The organism is Bacillus sp. VA15 (assembly GCF_055721145.1).
On record NZ_JBVQPQ010000004.1, the window covers coordinates 108928 to 125266 of the forward strand.

The following is a 16339-nucleotide window of genomic DNA, read 5'->3' on the forward strand; positions in this document are numbered from 1 at the left end:
TCAGCATAATTGATATCGTCATGATCGAACTCCAGTCCGTAAGCTTATTGCCGGTTTATCACCACTAACTTTGATTCTGTCATTTCTTCGATCGCATATTTGATTCCCTCGCGTCCGGTTCCGCTTTCTTTCACACCGCCGTAAGGCATTTGATCTACTCGGAATGTCGGAAAATCATTAATGATCACACCACCGACTTCCAATTGGTCTGCCGCATCCAAAGCGTCATTTATGCGATTCGTATAAATTCCCGCCTGCAAGCCATAGCGTGAATCGTTCACTCGTTCGATGGCTTCTTTTAAATCAGTAAAAGAGGATGCCGTCACAATCGGCGCAAACGCTTCCTGGCAGCTTACTTTCATTTCTTGATGCGCTTGCTCAATGACAGTCGGAGCAAGTATTTGCCCTTGCACATTTCCGCCATGCACAGAAGCCCCCATTTGCCTGGCTTCATCAACCCATTCCTTCGCACGCTTCACATCCTCGGCTGAAATCATAGCTGATAGATCGGTGTCCGGATCAAGTGGATCACCCATTTTCAAATTTTTTGCCCCCTCTACAAACAGCTTCATAAATGGCTGATACAAGCTTTCATGAATAAACATTCTTTGAAGGGAAATACAGACCTGTCCTTGGTAGGAAAATGCCCCGCTCACACAACGTTCAGCAATTTTTTCGATATCAGTCTCTTTGTCTATGATAACGGCCGAATTTGACCCCAGCTCAAGTGTGACTTTTTTCAGCCCCGCTTTACTCCGAATTTGCACTCCCACTTCCGGGCTTCCTGTGAAGGTAATCATTTTAACTCTTTCATCGGTGACAAGCTGATCTCCTACAATTTTACCGCTGCCTGTCACAACATTCAGGGCGCCTTTCGGCAAATCGGTTTCAGCGAGCAGTTCAGCTAAAAATAACGCTGACAACGGCGTTTGACTGGCAGGCTTTAACACAATTGGGTTTCCCGCCGCAATCGCTGGCCCGACTTTGTGTGCCACCAGATTCATAGGAAAATTAAACGGGGTAATCGCTCCGACAACGCCTAAAGGCTCTCGATTCGTAAATGCCATACGCCCTTCCCCGCCAGGTGCAGCATCAATCGGGATGATTTCACCTTGCAGACGTTTCGCTTCTTCCGCGGCAAATTGATACGTTTGAATGGTCCGTTCCACTTCCGCTTCCGCCACTTTCAGCGGTTTAGCCGCTTCTAGCGCGATCAAACGCGCCGCTTCATCCCTACGCTCTTGCAATAAACGTACGAGATCCGCTAAAATGTTTGAGCGTCTGTACCGTGAGAGCTTTTTCATTACCGGGATTGCCCGATGCGCGGCATCTATGGCTTCTTTTGTTTCTTCTGTTGTTGCTTGAGGTATTTCAGCTAGAATGCTTTGATCAAACGGAGCCTTTAAGGTTTGATAATGACTGGCCGTTCTCCATTCCCCGTTTATATATAGCTTCTTTTGTAGTTCATCCTTAACGAGCGCCATGTTTTTTCCTCCCTTACATCAGAAATGCCGGCTGAGAGACCGGCAAGTTCTGACATTTATCAAATGACAAACGTAGGTTTTCTCTTTTTCAATGTAGGCTCTCCTGTTTTTAGGGGCTTCCGTGTCTCTATATCCAGCACGCTGGAAGCTTCGTTAAACCAGCTGTCCGGCGCTTCATGCCCCCAGAATGTTTGCCGCTGCGGGTCATCCAAATCCCAGCACACCGGGTTAAAGTCAGGGTCACTGGTGAGATAATCCCCGTTATACAATTCAATACGGTGTCCGTCTGGGTCTCTTAAATAAAGGAAAAACGCATTTGATAATCCATGTCTGCCCGGCCCTCTTTCTATGCTCTTGCCGAAGCCTGAAGCAGCTAAAACATCACACGCATGGATGAGTGCCAACGGATCTGGCAGCCAGAATCCGATATGGTGAACCCTAGGCCCCTCCCCATTCATAAACGCTTGATCATGAACCGTATGCTTACGGTGTAGCCAAGCTGCCCAAATTTTCTTCTGTTCGTCTTCGGTATATTCCGAACAAGCAAATCCCAACTCTTTCATATAGAAGTCATACGCTGTTTCCACATCTTTCACCATGCAGTTAAAGTGGTCGATCCGCTGGACTCTTGAACCCGTGTACAAATCATAGCGCTGAAGCATGCGGTCGACCTGATCCATAGAAGCAAAATACTCGATCGGGAGTCCGGAAATATCCTGAACGCGTAGCGCCCTGCCGACTCCCTTTTGAGTCCCTTTTTCCATCCAAATGGTTTTCATTCCTTTTAAAGTGAAAAACTGTTCTAAGCGATCAAGATCTTCTTCTGAAGAGACTTTATAGCTGATGGCTTCCACGTGAGCTTCATCTGACTTTTTCAGTAAAAGGCTGTGATGTCCGCACTCCTCCAGCCCGCGCAAATAAATGTGCTGGTCATCTGCGTCTGTTTCAATAAAACCCAGTGCTTTCACGTAAAATTCCCTTGATTTATCTAGATCGGTCACATGCAGAACCGCTCTCGCACAGCGAATAATATTAAAATCCATACCGTTTCCCCCTATACTTCTGTGTAATGTACTGCGTCAGCTTTGGCTTTCTTTAGAAACTCATCAACGTAACCTGTATACGTTTCCTTATCGTATTGATCGAAATAAGACATCCCCATCCTGACCGGATCTCCGAAGAAATAATATTCATAATGCATCTGCCTGCTGCCAAAAGCACTCATCGTCATATCCCATGCAAGCCTGAAAAGCTGAACACGTTCATACCCCTCGATGTTTTTCCCTTGAAGGCCCCGATGAATGAGTTCTCCAATTTCTTCGTTTTGGAAATCAGCCTCAGTCGGGATTCCCATCAGTCCAGAAGCCCCTAGTACGCGTAAAATTTCTACAAGCCGAGGATAAATACGCGGGTACCATGTTCTTGCCGCATCAAGAGCATCGTAATCAGGTGTCATTGTTCCCCATTTATCCAGTTTCGCGTTTTGTTCCGCCCGGAAAAGGTGTGAGCGCATTGTTTCCAGCACAAGCATAATCTCAGTGCCTTTGTCTTTGACATGTTGAAATCCATCAATACCGATGGCATCCATCATACGGAGCGCGACACCAAGTAAAAATTCTGTTTTTACAATGTTTTTAGAAACCACCTGATGCGACATATGGATGACGGCATTTGTTTCTCTGAACGTTCGGTTGCAGAACGAAGAGTTTCCACAGACGAAGACACGCTCCCACGGAACAAATACGTTTTCGAACGAAACAATGGCATCACCTTCTTCAAACCTTGAGGACAGCGGATGATCCCAACTGTTTTTGCCGTAATCGAAAGACTCACGGCTAATGAACTTTAAGCCCTCTGTATTGTTCGGAATCGCGAATGCAAGAGAATACGGATCATCCTCCTCACCCGCTTTTTTAACCGTCGAAGGAAACACTAGTATTTCGTCCGTAATTCCCCCTTGTGTCGCTAACAGACGGATACCATCCACAATGATTCCATCTTCTCGTTTCTCGACAAGGTGAAGCGCAACGTTTGCGTCTTTTTGTTCATGCTGCGCTTTGGAGCGGTTCACTTGAGGGTGAATCAGAGTATGCGTGAGGCTAATGTCATGTTCACGCGCGAATTCATAGTAGTTGTATGCATTTTCAGCAAACCGTTTGTCTCCCTCGGCAAATAAGTCATTCGCTATCCCCATTGCCATCACTTCGGCATTTAAGTAATCCGGCGATCGTCCCATCATTCCGCCTGTCATCCGGGCCCATTCCTGAATCGCTCCTCGCCTCTTTTGTAAATCCTCTATCGTTTTTGGCTGAAGAAAAGTCATTCCGACTTTTTTTCCGGTGCTTGGTGATGTATAAAGCATTTTCTCTGGCTTTTCGTATTGGAGATCGTATAAAGAAGCCATTGACTTGACGACTCCTTTTAAGCCGGGATGCTCAGTGACATCCTCGACTTTTTCTCCGTGCAGATAGATGTTGTTTTTCGCTTTTTTTAAGCGTTCAATATACTCTTTTCCTGTTTTTGCGGGCATGCAGGTTTCCTCCTTATGATTGTTTCTTTCCGAATTGCGGAATGTGATGATCACTTATGGAGACATGGATGACTTTAGGCTCTGTATAAAATTCAAAGATGGCATAATGTCCGCCCTCTCTGCCGATTCCGCTTGCTTTTGTGCCGCCGAAAGGAATTCTAAGATCGCGGACGTTTTGGGCATTCACCCATAACATGCCCGCATCAACAGCTTGAGCGACCCGGTGGCCTTTTTTGATATCATTGGTCCATACATAGCCTGCGAGTCCGTATTTGATATCATTGGCCATTTCAATTACTTCTTCTTCCGTTTCAAATTCAATCACAGTCATGACAGGCCCGAAAATTTCTTCCTGTGCAATTTGCATGTTATTATTCGCATTCAGGAGCAGAGTCGGCGGGATAAAATAGCCTGATTGACAATCAACAGGAATCTCTCCTTGCACAACTTCACATCCTTCTTCCTGTGCCAGTTTGATATATGATGCGACTTTCTCATAATGTTCTTTGCCAATCAGCGGGCCAAGCTGTGTAGCCGCATCCATCGGATCCCCGATGACAATGTTGTTCACGCGTTCTTTCAATGCTTGAATGAAGTCATCTTTTATGGCCTTATGAAGAAAAACACGGGAATTCGCGGTGCAGCGCTCTCCATTGAATGAAAAGATTCCCCATACAGCGGCGTCCAGCGCCCGTTCCACATCAGCGTCGTCAAACACAATCAGCGGTGACTTCCCGCCCAGCTCCATTGATGTTTTCTTTAACGTATCAGCGGCATTTTTGATAATGATTGATCCTGTTGTTGTTTCACCCGTAAAGGAAACTGCTTCGACATCAGGATGCGCTACAAGAGATGCGCCCGCCGTTTCACCGAACCCATGAACAATATTGAATACACCTTTTGGCAAGCCTGCTTTATGAATGACCTGAGCTAATTTATTGGCGGTCAGCGGTGATAGTTCAGCCGGTTTTAAGACGACTGTATTGCCAGTAGCCAGTGCCGGGGCCACCTTCCATGTTTCCAGCATGAAAGGCGCGTTCCACGGCGTAATCAGACCCACTACTCCGAGAGGTTGATATACTGTGTAGTTAAGGAACTCTCCATCAACCGGGTAAGCCTCTCCGTGCAGCTTTGTCTGCACCATCCGTGCATAAAAGCGGAAATTCTCAGCAGCTCGTGCCGTCATTTTTTTGGTCTGGCTGATTGGCAGCCCGGTATCAAGCGCTTCCAGCACAGCTATTTCTTCAATTTCTTCGTCGATGACATCCGCAATGCGGTTGATATACGCCATACGTTCCGCAAGTTTCATTGATCCCCATGGACCGGAAACAAATGCTTCCCTTGCAGCCGCAACCGCATTTTGAATATCCGCTTCTTTTCCGGAAGCGACTCTGTTTATCACTTCATTTGTAAAGGGATTGATATTTTCAAATGTCTCTCCATCATTTGCTTCTGCAAATTCCCCATTGATGTATAGTTTGATATCATCTGCTGTTTGATGTCCTTTCCTAGCTTGCGCTGTGTATTGATATTGTTTCATCTTATCCCACCTTTCAACATTTTCACTTTACGGCTGTGACATCAGATAGATTGACATACTTTTGCAATACAGACTTAATTTCCGCTTGCAGTTCTTCTGAAGGGAGATCCATTGGGAGACGCAGGACTGGCTCTATTTTGTTCATCATGCCGAGCGCCGCTTTTAAAGGAGCCGGGTTTGTATCTTTAAAGAGCACATCGTTTAGCTCCATCAGATCATAGTGAAGATCTTGCGCCCGTTTGACATCACCTTCAGCCCAAGCATTGTAGACATCAGCGACCTGTTTTGGCGCGACATTTGCGGTGGCCGATATGTGGCCGGCTCCGCCAATCGCAAGCATTGGATAACAAAGCAACTCAATTCCGGAATATAAGAGAAAATCTCGCCCGCATTCTTTAAGCACGCGGTTAATATGTTCAAAATCTTTATTAGATTCCTTAGCGCCGATAATATTCGGACAATCGCGATGTAATTTTGCCAGCGTTCCTACTTCAAGGTTCACGGCTGTTCTGCCAGGGATGTTATAAACGATAATTGGAATTTGCACAGAATCTGCAATAGCCTTGAAGTGTTTATACAAAGCGTGCTGAGACGGTTTATTGTAATAAGGGACAATAACAAGGGCAGCATCAGCACCCATCTCTTCTGCCTTTTTCGTTAAATAAAGGGCTTCTTTATGATTCGTTGAACCCGTTCCAGGAACAAAAGGAACCCTTCCGTTTACTGCTTGGCATGCATGTTCCATTACCTTCACTCGTTCTTCAATTGTCAGCGAGCTTGGCTCACCTGTCGTTCCGGTGACTGAAATACCGTGGCTTCCGCTTTCAATATGCCAATGAATTAATTCTTCCAGTTTGTTGAAGTCAACAGAACCATCCGTTTGAAAAGGTGTTACAATTGGTGCAATAGAACCTCTTAATTTTTGTTTGCTTTCTTCATAGTTCTTCATTGTGATAATCTCCTTTACTTTACAAATGTAAGTGTTTACAATTCAGAATATATAAATAATTCTGAAGTGAATGCCTTGTCATCAATGTATCATGTAGATTCCCATATGAAAAATATTGAAAAAGTTGCTTTTCTATATGAAAAACATATATATGTGAAAGGGTGATGTTGATGGACGTAAGACAGCTCCGATATTTTTCTGTCATTGCAGAGGAAAAACAGATCACAAAAGCGGCTAAAAAACTGCACATGGCTCAGCCGCCGCTCAGCCAGCAGCTGAAATTACTGGAGGAAGAACTCGGCGTTAAGCTGATCGACAGAAACGGCCGATCTTTGGAACTGACCCAAGCAGGCGAGGTGCTGTATCAAAAAGCGAAGGATTTATTAATCTATCTCGAAGAAACTAAAAAAGAAGTTAAAGAGATTGGTAACGGCTTGAAAGGCAACCTTGCAATTGGCTCAGTCAAGACCAGCTTTTCTCTTATTCCTGAACGAATCAGCTATTTTCGAAAGTATTATCCCCGTGTTAGTTTTACGATTAAAGAAGGTGATACTTTTACTTTGGCAGAGGAGTTGAAAAACAGAACAATTGAATTAGCGATTATAAGGCTGCCCTTCAATCTCGACCTTTTCTCCCATTTACCTCTTCACTCAGACTGTTTTGTTGCTGTGATACCTGATCGATGGCACTATGAACATGGCATTTCCATGGAAGAAGCCGCGCGGCTGCCGCTCATTATGCTGAGTACGATGAAGGGAGCGGGTCTTTACAGTTTAGTCATGAATGAGTTTAAGCAGAAAGGCCTTATACCTGAAGTCGTGTGCCGGACACCTGACGCCGCTATGGTTCTGTCTCTTGTGCGGGCGGGGGTAGGTGCGGCATTGCTTCCCCAATCCGCTCTGACAGCATTGCCGCTTACCGGTGTGAAAGCTGTTCCCATTTCCGATGCCGATATTTATACAGAAACAGTCGTCATTTGGCTGAAAGATCGCTATCTTTCCAAAAACGCCCGTCATTTTTTACATACGTTTACCGAGGAAGATGTCATGCTTCCTCGGTCTCTCTAATATGCCTGCTTCAAAATAGCCATCACATCTTGAACATTCGCTTTTCTTGGATTGAATTGAATGCTGTGTTCATTTAACGCATCTATCGCAATCGTTTCAAAGTCCTCCTTTGCTACGCCAGTCTCACGCAAAGGCGGGATTTTTACTTTCTTGCAAAGCTCAGCCACAGCTTTAATCACTCTGCATGCTGCTTCTTCATCTGAATCTTGTGCTGTTTCTATACCCATTGAAGCGGCGATTTGCCGATATTTCTTTCGAACCGATGCGTCGCCTGCGTTATAGCTCATGACATAGGGAAGCACTGCCGCATTTGCCAAACCATGAGGCAGGCCGCAATGCGCGCTCAAAGGGTGTGCGATCGCATGGACTAAACCGAGAACTGCCGAATTAAAAGCAAACCCGGCAAACAAGCTTCCCAACAGCATGTTGCTCCTCACTTCCACTTCGTTTCCGTTTTTCACTGCCTGCTCAAGATTCTGATAAATGAGACTGATCCCTTTTAAAGCATTGTGGTCAGAAATCGGAGATGAGGCCTTAGACAAAAAAGCCTCTATTGCATGAGTAAGAGCATCCATACCTGTAAATGCTGTCACATTAGGCGGAAGCTTTTTAGTCAGCACTGGGTCTAATAAGGCAATATCCGCACTGCAGTTTTTTCCATGTATGACCATTTTTTTCTTGCGCGCAAGATCGGTCACAACAGTGAAGTCTGTGGCTTCACTTGCTGTGCCGGCCGTTGTTGGAATAGCAATCAAGGGCTTTGTGTTATGAAAAACGAGATCAGAGCCTTCATATTGACGAATCGGCGAAGGGTTTGTCAGCAATATATTAACGGCCTTTGCCGTATCTATACTGCTTCCCCCTCCTACAGCAACAATTCCGTCAACCTGTGTGCTTCTTGCCGCCTCAGCAGCTTCTTCAATTGATGCTTCATCTGGATTGGGAATGACACCGCCGTACTCCGAGCATGTCAGGCCGGAAGCTTCTAGGCTTGACATAATATCATCCGCAATTCCTGCCGCTTTGATCCCAGGGTCATATACACATAATACCTTTTCCATTCCTAGATCAGCCGCAATCCGTCCCGTATCTTTTGATACTCCGCTGCCAAAATAAATCTTGCTCGAGATGTTAAATGTAAACATCGTCCTTCACTCCTTCGGTTTTCGTCTGAAGATGGCTTTCTCCAATCATGGATTTCACAACAATATCATCAAAATTTCCCTTAACTCCTCTAGTGCGGCTCAAGACGGTCCCCACATAGCAACCTAAAAATCCAAGCGGTATGGAGATAATTCCCGGGGATGTCAGCGGGAACAGCGCCTCTCCCGTAAAAATAGCCGCGCCAGGCACAGGATCCCACACACTTGGGCTCAGCATTACCAGAACAATCGTCGAGAGCAGTCCCGTCAGCATTCCAGTAATAGCGCCAATATGGTTAAATGTTTTCCAAAAAAGGGTAAACAAAATGACAGGGAAGTTAGAGCTGGCAGCAACGGTTAACGCCAACGAGGAAAGAAATGCGACGTTCATAGACTGAACAAATAACGCAATCAAAATGGCCATAACCGTAATTCCGACAGACGCAGCCCGCGCCATTCTTACCTGCTGTTGCTCTGTCGCTTTTCCGTCTTTTACAATTTCATTATAAAAGTCATGTGAAAACGCGGTTGCGCCTGACATTACAATACCTGCCACCACCGCCAAGATAGTCGCAAAGGCCACAGCGGCGATAAAAGAAAATAAAAGATCTCCGCCTAAAAAGTCAGCCAGCAGCGGAGCCGCCATGTTGCCGGCGCCGTTAGCAGCTTTAATGGCTTTTTCCCCTACAAATTTAGCTGCTCCAAAGCCGAGTATAATGGTCATGAGATAAAACAATCCGATAATCCAGGCCGAATATACCACCGATTTTCGTGCCGTTTGTGCATCAGGAACAGTTAAAAAGCGAATAAGCAAATGCGGTAATCCAGCCGTTCCCAGTACAAGCCCCAAAGTAAGTGAAATAGCATCAAGTCCATTCCCATATTTTACACCTGGATGTAAATACGCCTCTTTTAATGATGTGGCGCTCTTCATCTCCTCAAAAATCGCCATCACATTAAAATCAAATTTTCCCAATACAAGCAAAAAGATAATAAATGTTCCTGTAAAAAGCAGTACGGCTTTTATCATTTGAACCATACTCGTTGCAGTCATTCCTCCAAAGATGACAAACATCAGCATAATAACCCCGACCGCCCCTACCGACAGTTCGTAGGGAACATTCAGCAGCAATCTAAATAAAGTGCCTGCCGCCACCAGTTGAGCGATCATATAAAATATAGAAATTGAAAGCGTATTAAAGGCTGTCACCCCTCGCACTTGTTTCCTCTTAAAACGAACATCTATCATGTCAGCAAGTGTATAGGTGCCTAAGTTGCGGAGAGGTTCCGCCACAAGGAGCATCACAATCACATAAGAGACAAGTGCCCCATACACCAAAAATATTCCGTCAAACCCGATAAGGGAAACCGCTCCAATTAACCCTAAAAATGACGAGGCTGACATAAAATCTCCAGAAATGGCTAAGCCATTTTGCCATCCGCTGAGCCCGCCCCCAGCCGTATAAAAGCTTTTTGCGCCACTCGTTCGTTTTGAAGCAAAATAAGTCACCCATAATGATAACAACAGTATTGCTGTAAACATTAAAATAACCGACACATTCATAAATGTTCACCCCTACTTCTTATCGCTTCCGCCATACTGTCAAACTGCCTTGCCTTTCTGATGTACATGAAACAGATCAGCCAAGTCAGGACAAACTGGCCATAAAAGAAGACCCATCCAAGTGAAATGGCTCCAAATACCTGAATAGTTAAAACATCAGTATAAAAAGCAAGCAATGGAAGCAACAGCGCAAAGGCCAGAGCAAACAATGCAACTGAAATGTTAAAACGCATTCTGGCACGCATCAATGTTTTGTAATCCTCAGTCAACAGTCTCCTTTGGTTCACAACATAGCCCTCCTCTATTTTTTGAAAGCGTTTACAAAAATGAATTTATCATATACGATTCGCTTTGAATAATACAAATAACATAGGTTTTAGATCTTAAAAAAATATACAATGGGCTCGACACTTGGCGGATGATTATTAATCGCGCAAATGGCAAAGTTTTTATATATTTATTTTGTATAAAAAGACAAGAAAATGCATATGCATTCTTTTCTACGATACATGATATATTTTAATAAAGATAAAATTACAGACCTAAATAAGGAGGAAAAAAATGTCTATCTCATACCAGAAGACCATGAACTCAAAACAAGTCGAAGTATTTATTTCAAATATGGAAGAAACGAAATGGGAGCCTTTTGTGGTGGAAGGAATGGAACTTGGACAAGCTCACGTACTAAGAACTGATATCGAAACAGGGACAGTGTCCGGCTTATGGAAGCATTCACCTGAAGAACATCCAGACGGCATGCCATTTTTGATACATGGCAATGAAACATTCTATGTCTTACAAGGTAGCGCTGAATTGTATACGCCTGATGGTGAAGTCATTCAATTGAAAAAAGGCGATATGTTTTCTGGTTCAGATGGATTTTCCGCTACTTGGAAGACAACCGCACCATTTATAAAGTTTTATACTATCAGCTCCGCAAATTGAACAATTTATCATGAAGAGGAGGCAAAAACACATTGAGTAAAAGACAAGAACAGTATGACGTTATCATTATCGGAGCAGGGTTTACAGGGGTAACAGCTGCTAGAGAACTTAGCCATAAGGGTTTTCGCACGCTTATCTTGGAAGCAAGAGATCGTTTAGGTGGACGCACATGGCATGATAGACGTTTAGGAATTGATTTAGAAATGGGCGGAACCTGGGTCCATTGGTTTCAACCATACGTTTGGGCTGAAATTGGAAGATACGGTTTAGACGTTGTTCCATCACCTGTTCCTAATACGCTGTATTGGATTGCGGACGGCAAACGACATGAAGGGAAACCAGACGAATTTTTTTTAAAAATAGATGGGCCCAACCAGAGACTTTTAGAGCCCGCGCGCCGTTGCTTTCCGCTTCCATACATCCCTTTATCCTCAGAAGAGATTCACGACATTGATCAGAGTACATTGAAAGAAAAACTTGCTGAGTTACAACTATCAGACGAAGAGCATGATATGATGGACAGCATGTGGTCCTTGAATTTCAACAGCCCTCTGGATGAAGCGGGATTTTCACAAGCGCTCCACTGGGCAGCGTTGTCAGATTATAATTGGAAACTGATGATGGACATCTGTTCCAGCTATAAACTGACAAAAGGGACAAAAACACTGATTGAATGTATTTTCAACGATGCCAAAACAGATATCCTATTTTCCTCCCCAGTAAAACGAGTCAATAAAATTGATAGCGGTTACAAAGCTATAACATATGCAGGTGATGAATATACTGCAAAAGCCGTAATTAATACGCTCCCGGTTAACATTTTAAACAGCATTACGTTCTCACCTCCGCTTTCCGCAGAAAAAACGATGGCTTGTACTGAAAAACAAAGCAGCAAAGGAGTTAAGTTTTGGGCGAAAATAAAAGGAGTTACCGAACCTTTTGCAGCTTTTGCCCCTTCACGGTATCCTATTCATTATGCCCAATTTGAATATGTTCAAGGAGCTGACGGGATTATTGTCGGTTTTGGGGCTGATGCTGAAAAGCTTGATCCGAATAATCGAACTGAGGTTGAATCTGCACTTCGACACCTTTTGCCTGACATTAAAGTGCTTGAGTCCTGCGGACATAATTGGGTTAACGACCCATTTTCTGGAGAGACGTGGACCATGAAGAAGAAAGGACAGCTAACATCTTATTTGTCTGCTCTTCAGGAGCCTGAGGAAGGTATATTTATTGGAGGTTCAAGTTATGCCAACGGCTGGGCAGGATTTATTGACGGCGCTATAGAAAGTGCTTACGCAGTTAGCCGGCTTGTATGTTCTTACCTAAATAATGAATTTGCCACGGGATCCGCAGTTAAAAAATAAAGTCAAAGAAAGGGCTTGCCCCCTTTCAAATATTTAAAAGAGCCACTCCAGCATTTTATAGATGCTAAAAGATATACTTACAATAAATCCTTTTTTTCCACTTTTTTGTTTGCTAAATATCTAATTAAAATGACTTGAACTTAATATCAGACTCTGTTACAATTCATTTCATAGCTAATGATTCTGATAATTTAAGGCAGGCATAAATAGTGAAACGTTCCTATCAACATCAACAGCTTCGGAAAGAAGAACACGACACACTTTCTAAGCTTAAACAAATGCCCATCGAGTCACTCAACCTCGAAGCCATATCGATTGCGACGAATCTGTATCGATCTGCGCAAAAGCTCCGTATCAAAATGGAGACTAAGGTTCTTTCTTCCTATGGCCTTTCTTGGACAGCTTTCTCCATCCTTTATGATCTATGGGTATGGGGAGCACTCGAAACGAGAAAAGCTGCTGAGCTGTCAGACATTTCAACAGCTACAGCAAGCAACGTAATCAAAACGCTCGAAAAAAAGAATTTTTGCCGTAAAAGCATCGATACAAGAGATCGGCGACTCGTTTTTGTCTCCATCACTGATTCCGGCAAACAAGCTATTGAAGAACTCTACCCGGAGTTTCACAAAGGGGAAACTGAGCTTATTACGGGCATGACGATAGACGAACAAAAAACATTGACAGAGCTGCTTAGAAAGGTAGCTGACAATCTTCATACAACATAAGCTTTGACGGGAATCCAGTAGCGGTTTGTCTCCCTGTTTCAGAGAGCCGGCGGCAGGTGCGAGCCGGCGCACAGGCAAACGTGAATTACCTCCCCAAGCTTTCTTTGTGAACCTTAGTAGCAAAGAACGGGAAACCGTTATTCGAATGAGCGGAAGACGATGTCTTCAACCAGGGTGGTACCGCGTGCATTGAGCCACGTCCCTTATCGGGATGGGCTCTTTTTTGTGTTTTTAAAAAAGGAGGAAGAAAGATGAAAACATTTGAACAGCTCACAGCAGCACAGCAAAAAGAAGTCGAAAGACAGCTACAGCTATACATGACAGGCGCCCAAGAAGTCATACCGCCGGAGGAATTAAGGGCGAAGCTCGTTAAATCGATTTCGACAGGCACACCGCTTAAAATTAAGCTCGGATTAGATCCGTCTGCACCGGATGTACATTTGGGCCATACGGTTGTGTTAAACAAGCTTCGCCAATTTCAAGAAAACGGCCACATAGTCCAGCTGTTAATTGGGGATTTCACAGGAAAAATCGGTGATCCGACCGGAAAGTCAGCAGCCAGAAAGCAGCTGACTGATGAAGAAGTTCAGCACAACGCCAAAACATATTTTCAGCAATTCGGAAAAGTGCTGGATCCTGAAAAAGTCGAGCTACACTACAACTCGAAATGGCTGAAAACATTGAATCTGGAGGATGTCATTGAATTGGCAGGCAAAATAACCGTAGCCCGCCTGATGGAGCGCGACGACTTTGAAGAACGCATCGCTATGCAAAAACCGATCTCGCTTCATGAATTCTTTTACCCATTGATGCAGGGATACGATTCCGTCATTCTGGAAAGCGATATTGAACTTGGCGGAACAGACCAGCATTTCAATGTACTGATGGGACGGCACTTCCAAGAACGGTACAACAAAGAAAAACAAATCGTCATCCTGATGCCGCTATTAGAAGGCTTGGACGGTGTTGAGAAAATGTCGAAATCGAAACATAACTACATCGGCATTGACGAACATCCAAACGACATGTACGGGAAAACGATGTCACTGCCCGACAGCCTTATGAAAAAATACATCCACTTGGCAACAGACTTAGAGCTTGAAGAGAAAAAACAACTCGTGAAAGACTTAGAAACCGGCGCCGTTCATCCAAGGGATGCCAAAATGCTTTTAGCCAAAACACTCGTCCGAATGTATCACGGAGCGGATGCCGCTGAAGCCGCCGAACACTCATTTAAAACAGTCTTTCAGGAAAACAGCCTGCCAGAGGATATTCCGGCTGTGAACTGGAAAGGCGAGAAAACGATAGCGATTATTGATCTGCTCGTCAAGCTAGAGCTCCTCTCTTCGAAGAGCGAGGCGCGCCGCATGATTCAAAACGGAGGTGTCCGAATTAACGGAGAGAAAATAACAGATATCCACGCTGATGCAGTGATAAAGGAAAATATGATCATCCAAGTCGGCAAACGCAAGTTTTTAAAACTCCAATAGTCTGATATCCCGACGCGCTTATGACCTGTCTTTCATAAGCGTTTTTTTGCAGGTATAAAGCACTGTCTTTTCAAAAACGCTCTCCCTTTTGCAGGAAATTCCTTTAGCATCCCGAAATATTCCCCATCCATACATTTAGGGGAGGTTTAATTCTGATGAAAAAGCTTTTGACTGTAATGACGATGGCCGTTTTAACTGCTGGCACGATCATCATGCCGGCACAGAGCGTCACCCCTGCCGCGCGCGCTGTTCAAATATCAGATAGCGAGCGAGAGCTCCCATTCAAAGCAAAGCGTGCGTATTCAACCATTTCTCAGCTTAGTGAAACAATCGGTCCCAGAATAGCCGGAACTGCCGCTGAAAAAAAGAGTGCCCTGTTAATCGCTTCATCCTTGAAAAAATTAAAACTTGATGTGAAGGTTCAACGTTTCGGTATCCCTGACCGGCTTGAGGGAACGCTGTCTTCAGCAGGACGCGATATTCTTCTCCGAGCGGCATCCGGCTCTGCCCCGACTGAAGAACAAGGGCTGACGGCTCCGCTTTACAATGCCGGCTTGGGCTATCCAGAGGACTTCACCGCTGACGTTAAGGGCAAAATTGCCTTGATTTCCAGAGGAGATCTTACATTTTACGAGAAAGCCAAAAATGCCGAAGCCGCCGGAGCCAAGGCTGTCATCATTTATAACAACAAAGAAAGCCTCGTGCCTGTGACGCCAAACCTGTCGGGAAATAAAGTCGGCGTTCCTGTCGTCGGAATTAAGAAAGAAGACGGTGAAACCCTTACTCAGCAAAAAGAAGCAACTTTAAAACTAAACGCAATCACAAACCAAACCTCCCAGAACATCATCGGAATCAAAAAACCAAAGAACATCAAACATCCAGACATTGTGTACGTGACGGCCCATTACGACAGTGTTCCTTTTTCGCCCGGAGCAAATGACAACGGCTCAGGAACCTCTGTCATGCTGGAAATGGCGCGCGTCTTAAAAAGCATTCCTTCTGACAAAGAAATCCGCTTTATCGCTTTCGGCGCTGAAGAGCTCGGCCTGCTCGGCTCCTCTCATTATGTAGATCACCTATCGGATAAAGAGCTGAAACGAAGTGAAGTGAACTTTAACTTAGACATGGTAGGCACAAGCTGGGAGAATGCGTCTGAGCTGTATGTCAACACATTGGACGGCCAATCTAACTATGTTTGGGAATCCAGCCATACGGCCGCTGAAAAAATTGGGTTTGACAGCCTGTCTCTCACACAGGGAGGATCATCTGATCATGTGCCGTTCCACGAAGCCGGCATTGATTCCGCCAACTTTATTTGGGGAGACCCAGAAACAGAAGAAGTTGAGCCGTGGTACCACACCCCTGAAGACTCGATCGAACATATCAGCAAAGAACGCCTTCAGCAAGCCGGTGATCTTATAACCGCCGCTGTCTATCAAGCTGTGAAAAAAGAGAAGAAACCAAAAGCCATTAAGAAACAAATGAAGGTCAAGGCCTCCGACATTTATGAAGATATCAAATAAAAAAGACGGCGCA

14 protein-coding genes and 1 other annotated feature are annotated in these 16339 nt (G+C 44.6%); of the genes, 6 read left to right on the forward strand and 8 right to left on the reverse strand.

The window, feature by feature from the left end; all coding sequences use genetic code 11:
• Positions 1–44: 44 nt before the first annotated feature.
• The 5 genes from AC0DBE_RS12330 to hpaI are packed head-to-tail and all read right to left on the reverse strand — an operon-like array spanning position 45 to position 6503.
• Positions 45–1484 (reverse strand): aldehyde dehydrogenase family protein, encoded by a 1440-nt coding sequence (locus AC0DBE_RS12330; RefSeq protein WP_472962330.1) that lies wholly within the window; start codon positions 1482–1484, stop codon positions 45–47.
• 59 nt (positions 1485–1543) lie between these two features.
• A complete protein-coding gene (gene hpaD / locus AC0DBE_RS12335) occupies positions 1544–2527 on the reverse strand; it encodes a 3,4-dihydroxyphenylacetate 2,3-dioxygenase (protein ID WP_072182100.1) in 984 nt (327 codons plus the stop codon).
• Positions 2528–2538: 11 nt separating this feature from the next.
• Positions 2539–4014 carry a 4-hydroxyphenylacetate 3-monooxygenase, oxygenase component gene (hpaB, locus tag AC0DBE_RS12340; protein WP_472962332.1) on the reverse strand — a complete coding sequence of 492 codons (1476 nt, stop codon included), beginning with the start codon at positions 4012–4014 and terminating at the stop codon, positions 2539–2541.
• 13 nt (positions 4015–4027) lie between these two features.
• Complete coding sequence (gene hpaE, locus AC0DBE_RS12345) at positions 4028–5554, reverse strand: 5-carboxymethyl-2-hydroxymuconate semialdehyde dehydrogenase (protein ID WP_472962334.1); 1527 nt, start codon at positions 5552–5554, stop codon at positions 4028–4030.
• Positions 5555–5576: 22 nt separating this feature from the next.
• Positions 5577–6503: a 2,4-dihydroxyhept-2-ene-1,7-dioic acid aldolase gene (hpaI, locus tag AC0DBE_RS12350; RefSeq protein WP_063093909.1), complete on the reverse strand. Its 927-nt coding sequence runs from the start codon at positions 6501–6503 to the stop codon at positions 5577–5579.
• 170 nt (positions 6504–6673) lie between these two features.
• Here hpaI and AC0DBE_RS12355 point away from each other — a divergent pair, with 170 nt between their 5' ends.
• Positions 6674–7570, forward strand: coding sequence for a LysR family transcriptional regulator (locus AC0DBE_RS12355; protein ID WP_072182097.1), 897 nt, complete (start codon positions 6674–6676; stop codon positions 7568–7570).
• Here the strand turns inward: AC0DBE_RS12355 and AC0DBE_RS12360 are convergent.
• Genes AC0DBE_RS12360 through AC0DBE_RS12370 form a run of 3 tightly spaced genes read right to left on the reverse strand, consistent with a single transcriptional unit; the run spans position 7567 to position 10563 of the window.
• Positions 7567–8715: an iron-containing alcohol dehydrogenase gene (locus AC0DBE_RS12360; RefSeq protein ID WP_472962336.1), complete on the reverse strand. Its 1149-nt coding sequence runs from the start codon at positions 8713–8715 to the stop codon at positions 7567–7569. The genes AC0DBE_RS12355 and AC0DBE_RS12360 overlap by 4 nt on opposite strands.
• The gene (locus tag AC0DBE_RS12365) at positions 8702–10276 is read right to left on the reverse strand and encodes a solute symporter family protein (RefSeq protein WP_472962337.1); all 1575 of its coding nucleotides are present in this window, start codon (positions 10274–10276) and stop codon (positions 8702–8704) included. The genes AC0DBE_RS12360 and AC0DBE_RS12365 overlap by 14 nt, the downstream gene beginning before the upstream one ends.
• Entirely contained in the window at positions 10273–10563 is a 291-nt protein-coding gene (locus tag AC0DBE_RS12370) for a DUF485 domain-containing protein (RefSeq protein ID WP_077670910.1), read from the reverse strand. Before AC0DBE_RS12370 ends, AC0DBE_RS12365 begins: the two co-directional genes overlap by 4 nt.
• A 274-nt stretch (positions 10564–10837) precedes the next feature.
• On the opposite strand from AC0DBE_RS12370, the gene AC0DBE_RS12375 reads away from it, so the two are divergent.
• The 5 genes from AC0DBE_RS12375 to AC0DBE_RS12395 all read left to right on the forward strand — a co-directional run bounded on the left by AC0DBE_RS12375 (position 10838) and on the right by AC0DBE_RS12395 (position 16326).
• A complete protein-coding gene (locus AC0DBE_RS12375; protein WP_072182093.1) occupies positions 10838–11221 on the forward strand; it encodes a cupin domain-containing protein in 384 nt (127 codons plus the stop codon).
• 32 nt (positions 11222–11253) lie between these two features.
• Positions 11254–12588, forward strand: coding sequence for a flavin monoamine oxidase family protein (locus tag AC0DBE_RS12380; protein ID WP_472962339.1), 1335 nt, complete (start codon positions 11254–11256; stop codon positions 12586–12588).
• Between the two features lie 209 nt (positions 12589–12797).
• Positions 12798–13313: a MarR family transcriptional regulator gene (locus AC0DBE_RS12385; protein WP_072182091.1), complete on the forward strand. Its 516-nt coding sequence runs from the start codon at positions 12798–12800 to the stop codon at positions 13311–13313.
• Positions 13308–13520: a binding site (T-box leader), on the forward strand. (Overlaps the previous gene by 6 nt.)
• Before the next feature lie 44 nt (positions 13521–13564).
• Entirely contained in the window at positions 13565–14803 is a 1239-nt protein-coding gene (gene tyrS / locus AC0DBE_RS12390; RefSeq protein WP_472962341.1) for a tyrosine--tRNA ligase, read from the forward strand.
• Between the two features lie 155 nt (positions 14804–14958).
• Positions 14959–16326 (forward strand): M28 family metallopeptidase, encoded by a 1368-nt coding sequence (locus AC0DBE_RS12395; RefSeq protein ID WP_472962342.1) that lies wholly within the window; start codon positions 14959–14961, stop codon positions 16324–16326.
• The last annotated feature ends 13 nt before the right edge of the window (positions 16327–16339 follow it).